The organism is Arthrobacter sp. CG_A4, assembly GCF_035985125.1.
Classification (GTDB): domain Bacteria; phylum Actinomycetota; class Actinomycetes; order Actinomycetales; family Micrococcaceae; genus Arthrobacter.
This window is the reverse complement of the sequence record NZ_JAXCID010000082.1, coordinates 1-5,689: the sequence shown is the minus strand read 5'-3', so window position 1 is coordinate 5,689 and position 5,689 is coordinate 1. Positions and strand designations below refer to the sequence as shown.

Genomic DNA, 5,689 nt, shown 5'->3' with positions numbered 1-5,689 from the left:
ACCTTCCGCGGCCACATCATCAACACCGGCACCGATTCCTACCGGCTGAAAACCACCCAGCAGACCATCAACAAGTCCCGGCAAAACTGACCGGATCACCAACAGGGTGGGGCCAAAAAAACGGCGAACTCGGGGCCAAATCAACTTGCTATTCCCACCAGGAGTCGGACCCGTTGTCGGAGGCGGTTTTTCAGCTCGGCGATGGCGGCCAGGAGCGTGGTGATCGTGCCGGATTCCGGCGCGTTGTCAGCGATCAGCAGCCGGGTCCGCCTGGCCCTGGTGATGAGTTTCCCGGCCGTGGCGAAGAGCCGGTACCGCCACCGTTTCATTTCCCATCCGCGGGCTTTGTGGCCGGTTGGTAGCGCGGCCAGTTGCAGTCAGGAAACCATGTTCATGGCCAGTGCGGCAAGGTTGGCCCAGGCCTGATTGGCGTGAAAGTCAAAGAACGGCAGCCTACCGAGCCCGGTTTTCTTCAGGGTTTTGATCCGGTTCTCACACCGTCCCCGGGCCCGGTGCCGGGCATCAAGGGCCGGCCCGTGCCAGCGCGGTGAGTTCGTCAGGAAGGCCGTGACGCGGTGCCCGTCCACATCTAGCAGTGTCGCCTGAGCGCCGGGGTGCAGGGGTTCGGCACGTAGGTAGAGGTTCGTCCTTGCCGGGTAGGCCCGTCACGAACAATGGAACAGGATCCGGCGCTAACGGCTCTGGCTCGTTAACCTGGGCAAACGCAGCGGCCCGTGAACCTCGCCGAACGATGGCTGGAACGCCTGTAACAGTTCTTCCGTTCTGTGATGTCTGCCGGGTCTTGGCTCTATGTTGGGGTTTATGCCGGTTGAGTTCCTCACTGATGTCCAGGCCGCGGCCTATTCTCGTTTCACACAGCCGCCGTCGTTGGCGGAGTTGGAACGGTTCTTTTTCCTCGACGACACGGACATGGCGCTGGTGAACAAGCGGCGCGGAGACTACAACCGGTTGGGCTTCAGCCTTCAGCTGGGCACAGCGCGTCTGCTCGGTTCGTTCCTGGCGGATCCGTTGGACGTGCCGACTGAAGCGGTCGATTTCCTCGCCGAACAGTTGGGGGTGGCTGACCCGTCATGTCTGAAGGCGTACGGGGAGCGGGAGAAGACCCGGCTGGAGCACCAGTGGGAGATCGCCCGCGAGTTCGGGTACCGCGACTTCCCAGCCGTCGAGGCTGAGCTGGTGCGGTGGGTGGATGACCGGGCGTGGAACACCGGGGATGGTCCGAAGGCGCTGTTCGAGGGGGCGGTGGTGTGGCTTCGGGAACGGCGGGTCCTGCTGCCCGGGGTGACCATTCTCGCGCGGTTGATCGCACGGGTCCGTGACGAGGCGATGCAGCGGTTGTGGGACGTGATGGCCTCGATGCTGACGACGGAGCAAGCCCGGCTGGTGGAACGCCTGCTGGAGGTTCCCGAGGGTGCGCGGGTTTCGGATCTGGAGCGGTTGCGGAAGGCGCCGCGGCCGCCGTCCGGGCGGAACATGGTCAAGTCCTTGGATCGGGTGGCTGAGGTGGCTGGGCTGGGGGTGGGGGCGTTGGGCCTGGACACGGTGCCGCATCGGCGGGTGGTGGAGCTGGCCCGGTGGGGCATGTCAGGGACCGCCACGGCGCTGCGCCGTCATCGGCGTTCCCGCAAACTCGCCACCATGCTCGCCACTGTGGTGTATTTGGAAGCCAAAGCGACTGATGACACCCTGGAAATGTTCGATGTCCTGATGACCACCGATCTGCTCGCTCGGGCGGAGCGGGAGTCCAAGACGGAGAAGCTGCGACGCTACCCGCGGTTGTCCAAGGACGCCGCGAAGTGCGCCGCCGCGGTGGAGGTGATGCTGGCTTCCACCGAGTGGGGCGAGGAGATCACCATCGAGTTGCTGTGGGACGCGATCGAAAGCGTGGTCTCACGCGCCGAGCTCCGCACCGCGGTGACCAACCTGACCGACGTCATCCCCCCGCCGGACGCCGACCCGAACGGGGACTGGCGGGCCACACTGGTGACCCGGTTCGCCGCGGTGCGGGGATTCCTGCCGCTGCTCACCGAGGTAGTCGCATTCGGCGCTACGGCCGAGTCCACACCGGTGCTCGACGCGATGCGTGCCTTGCCTGGGTTACTCCCGGCCAAGGCGAGCAAGCGTGTACCGACCGGGTTCCTCGATGCACGGCTGGTTGCGGTGGACCTGGTACCGGCAGGGTGGTGGCGGCCGCTGGTGTTCCGGCCCGGACGTCCCGAAGGCACCGTCGACCGGGCAGGGTACGTGTTCTGTGTGCTGGAGCAGTTCCACCGGCACCTCAAGCGCCGCGACATCTACGCCGCTGCCTCGACCCGATGGGCTGACCCTAGGGCACAACTGCTGACCGGGGCAGCGTGGGACGCCGCCTGCGGCCCCGTCCTCAACGACCTCCAGCTTCCCGCGGACCCCGCCGAGCTATTGGCCAGCCGGGCGGGCGACCTCGACGCGGCCTGGCGCCACGTGGCAGCAGGGTTGGACGGTGACGCCGGAGTCCGCATCGATGACGAGGGGCGCCTGCACGTGAAGAAGGACCCTGCGATCACGGACCCGCCGAGCTTGACCGACTTGCGCAAACGCTGCGAGGCGATGATGCCCCAGGCTGACGTCGGTGAGCAGATCCTGGAGGTAATGACCTGGGAGCCAGATTTCTTCAAGGCGTTCACCGCCGCATCTGGCGGGCAAACCAGGCTGGATGACTTGCACGTCACGATCGCGGCCGCGTTGACCGCGCAAGCGCTCAACGTCGGGTTCACCCCCGTCATCTCCGGGGCCCAGGCCCTGACCCGCAGCCGGATCAGTCATGTGGACCAGAACTACCTGCGGGCGGAGAGCTACGCCGCAGCCAACGCCCCGCTGATCACTGGTCAAGCTGAGGTGGCGCTGGCTCAGACATGGGGCGGCGGGCTGGTCGCCGCGGTCGACGGGATCCGGTTCGTCGTCCCAATACGCAGCGTCGACGCCCGCCCGAACCCGAAATACTTCGGCCGGGGCCGCGGCGTGACCTGGCTCAACATGGTCAATGACCAGTCGGTGGGCCTGGCCGGGCGGGTCGTGTCCGGAACCCCGAAGGACACCCTGCACCTGGTCGACCTGATCTACAGCCAAGACGGCGGCCGCCGACCGGACGTGATCATCACCGACTCCGGGTCTTACAGTGACATTATCTTCGGGCTACTCCAGCTCCTGGGCTTTGACTACCGGCCGCAGCTGGCCGACCTGCCCGACGCGAAGCTATGGCGGACTGATCCGGACACCGATTACGGACCGCTCAACAGCGCCGCCCGCGGCAGGATTGACCTGACACGAATTGACCGGCACTGGCCAGAGATCCTGCGGGTGGTCGCTTCCATCCACACCGGTGCGGTCAGCGCCTACGACGTCATCCGGATGCTGCAACGCGATGGCCGCCCCACGCCGCTCGGGGACGCCTTCGCGCACTACGGGCGGATCTTCAAGACACTGCACGTTCTTCGTGTCGTCCAGGACGAGCCATACCGGCGCGAGATCAAGGGCATGCGCAACCTCCAGGAAGGCCGCCATGACCTGGGCCGGCACCTCTTCCACGGACGCAAGGGCGAACTGCGCCACGGCTACCGCGAGGGCATGGAAGACCAGCTCGGCGCGCTCGGACTGGTTCTGAACTGCATCACTCTTTGGAACACCGTCTACCTCGACCGTGTCCTGGACGCCTTGCGAGCGACCGGCTATCCCGTGCTCGACGCCGACGTCGCCCGGCTTTCGCCCTACATGCGCAAACACATCAACGTCCACGGCCACTACTCATTTTTACTACCCGAGCTCCTCGACGGCAGACGACCGCTGCGCGATCCAGACGCCGCCACTGCCGAGGAAGACTAACCCCAGCCGAGGATGGTGGGAGTCGTTAGCCCTGGGCCCTGATCCAGTGCTGAGCTTCGATGGTGGCGATGCGTCGGTAAAGGGTTGCTCTGGACCTGCTATATCTGCCAAGGCCTGGGCGTTGGCAGCTCTACACGCCTGCCTTGGTGGTCTGCCGCATGCGCTGAAGTTCGTGACTCCTGTCGCGCGCATCGCATTGAGCAGGTCCAGTTGGGCTTCGACGAGTTCTTCGTGGTCGACGCAATTCGGCGGTGAGCGCGGGCTTGCAGAGAAACCCGTTGAGGGACCAGCATAAGCTGGCCCCTCAACTGACGGGTGCTCCGCGAATGGCGGCTATGTCAACCCTTGTTGGCTACCCCATTCTTGGGCCAGGGGATGCGTTGTCGGCCTCGCAGGACGAGATAGATGATGGCGCCGAGCAAAGGTACGGCGACTATTAGAATCCCCCATGCCAAACGCGGCAAGATAGTCAGCCCCGGGTCCGTTAGGGCAAGTACCAACGTAACGAGCACAACGACGGCCAGAATAATGGTCGGTATTGCGGTTACCGCCAACAGCCAATAGTTCGGCTGCGTGCTGGCTTCTTGGATTTGCAAAGCAACTATGAGTTCGTGGCCCATCCTGAGTTCCCTCCAACGTTCAGTTGCACCCATACATCCCATGATCCCCATTGCGCAGATACCCACGAGTGTGCCCTAGCGTTAGCGGCGCCCCAGCCGTCTTCGCTTGTTTTGATCGGATCAAAATTTGCGGCGGTGCAGCTCCAACCGATGCCCCAACATGTTGCGGTCTGGTTGTAGACACGGTCGATAGTGTCGTTGGCTCCATTGATGACCGAGTAGTCGGCGTTGAATCCAACGTACACGTTTCCCCACTGATTCGATACGCCGCAGCCGCGGTAAACGGCATATCCACTTCCGGTGTAAGCCGTGCATCCACCGAGGCTCGCCATTGGCGTAACCGCGTTATCTCCAGCCAATGCCGGAGGGTTACTGCTGACTACTTGAGTGGGACGTTCGAGCGTGCTTACCATCACCGACCCATCAGAAAATCGGCTGATCCGGACGCTTGATGCGGGCGTATCTCTATCCTCGACACTTGTTGGCGCGACTCCCGTAAGGGAATCCCACGGCCTTCCCTCTTTCAAATCCTTCATGAGAGGTCCCCACTGTTGCTGCGGAACGTCGTACTGGCGGAAGAAATCGAGGATGTGCTGCTGATCGGAGGACGACTGGCCTGTTGGCGAAGAAGCCTGGGCAGGCGCTGACATGCCGAGAAGAACGAAGGCGGCGGCAATCAGGACGGCTAAAGAGACGCGCAGATGTTTCAAAAAAACTCCCCCTACTGTTTTCTTGGGGAGCTGGCACTGGGCGGGTCTTGACCAAGATTCCGAGCGACTCCCCCTACGCCTGAACCTGTGAACACTCTAGCAATTATGACAAATCTGTCAATCAATCTTTGTGCTGAGTTGAGCTAGTGACGAATTCGTGGATTATATTCTGGTCGGCCGGGGGTAACGAAGCAGTATGCTGCTGGTCTGGTTACTGGTGGAGCGTGAAACTTGCACCGCGCGGACGACCACTCTGTCTGTAGCCAAGTGACCGCCCGTAAGCCGGTCCTCCACCTCTTAGCCTGAATCCACCGGTTGGGTTTGGGCCGGTCCGGCGTTTTAAACCGGAAATGCCCTTCTGATCAGGGAAAATAGGACTTGTCTAGAGTTCCGTTTTCGCCTTGCAGAGGAGCATTCCGTAGATGCAACTTTTCCATACCCCGTCGGCTATTTCCAGCGCTTTTGATGATCCGAATCTCG

Annotated in this window: 3 protein-coding genes and 1 pseudogene; 1 reads left to right on the top strand and 3 read right to left on the bottom strand. The window is 62.9% G+C overall.

All coding sequences use genetic code 11. From position 1 onward, the window contains the following. Window positions 1-140 precede the first annotated feature (140 nt). Window positions 141-659: pseudogene (locus RCH07_RS18940) on the bottom strand (transposase); the annotation flags it as partial. A 163-nt stretch (window positions 660-822) separates the two neighbouring features. On the opposite strand from RCH07_RS18940, the gene RCH07_RS18935 reads away from it, so the two are divergent. Next, window positions 823-3,879, top strand: coding sequence for a Tn3 family transposase (locus RCH07_RS18935; protein ID WP_326969038.1), 3,057 nt, complete (start codon window positions 823-825; stop codon window positions 3,877-3,879). 338 nt (window positions 3,880-4,217) lie between these two features. On the opposite strand, the gene RCH07_RS19355 is transcribed toward RCH07_RS18935, so the two are convergent. Beyond that, window positions 4,218-4,499 (bottom strand): PLDc N-terminal domain-containing protein, encoded by a 282-nt coding sequence (locus tag RCH07_RS19355; protein ID WP_442784870.1) that lies wholly within the window; start codon window positions 4,497-4,499, stop codon window positions 4,218-4,220. Next, entirely contained in the window at window positions 4,481-5,209 is a 729-nt protein-coding gene (locus RCH07_RS18930; RefSeq protein ID WP_326969037.1) for a hypothetical protein, read from the bottom strand. Before RCH07_RS18930 ends, RCH07_RS19355 begins: the two co-directional genes overlap by 19 nt. Between the last annotated feature and the right edge of the window lie 480 nt (window positions 5,210-5,689).

Excerpts from the sequence above, each read along its gene's own strand:
- RCH07_RS18935 (WP_326969038.1), top strand. The coding sequence starts at position 823 with ATGCCGGTTGAGTTCCTCACTGATGTCCAGGCCGCGGCCTATTCTCGT.
- RCH07_RS19355 (WP_442784870.1), bottom strand. The coding sequence starts at position 4,499 with ATGGGCCACGAACTCATAGTTGCTTTGCAAATCCAAGAAGCCAGCACG.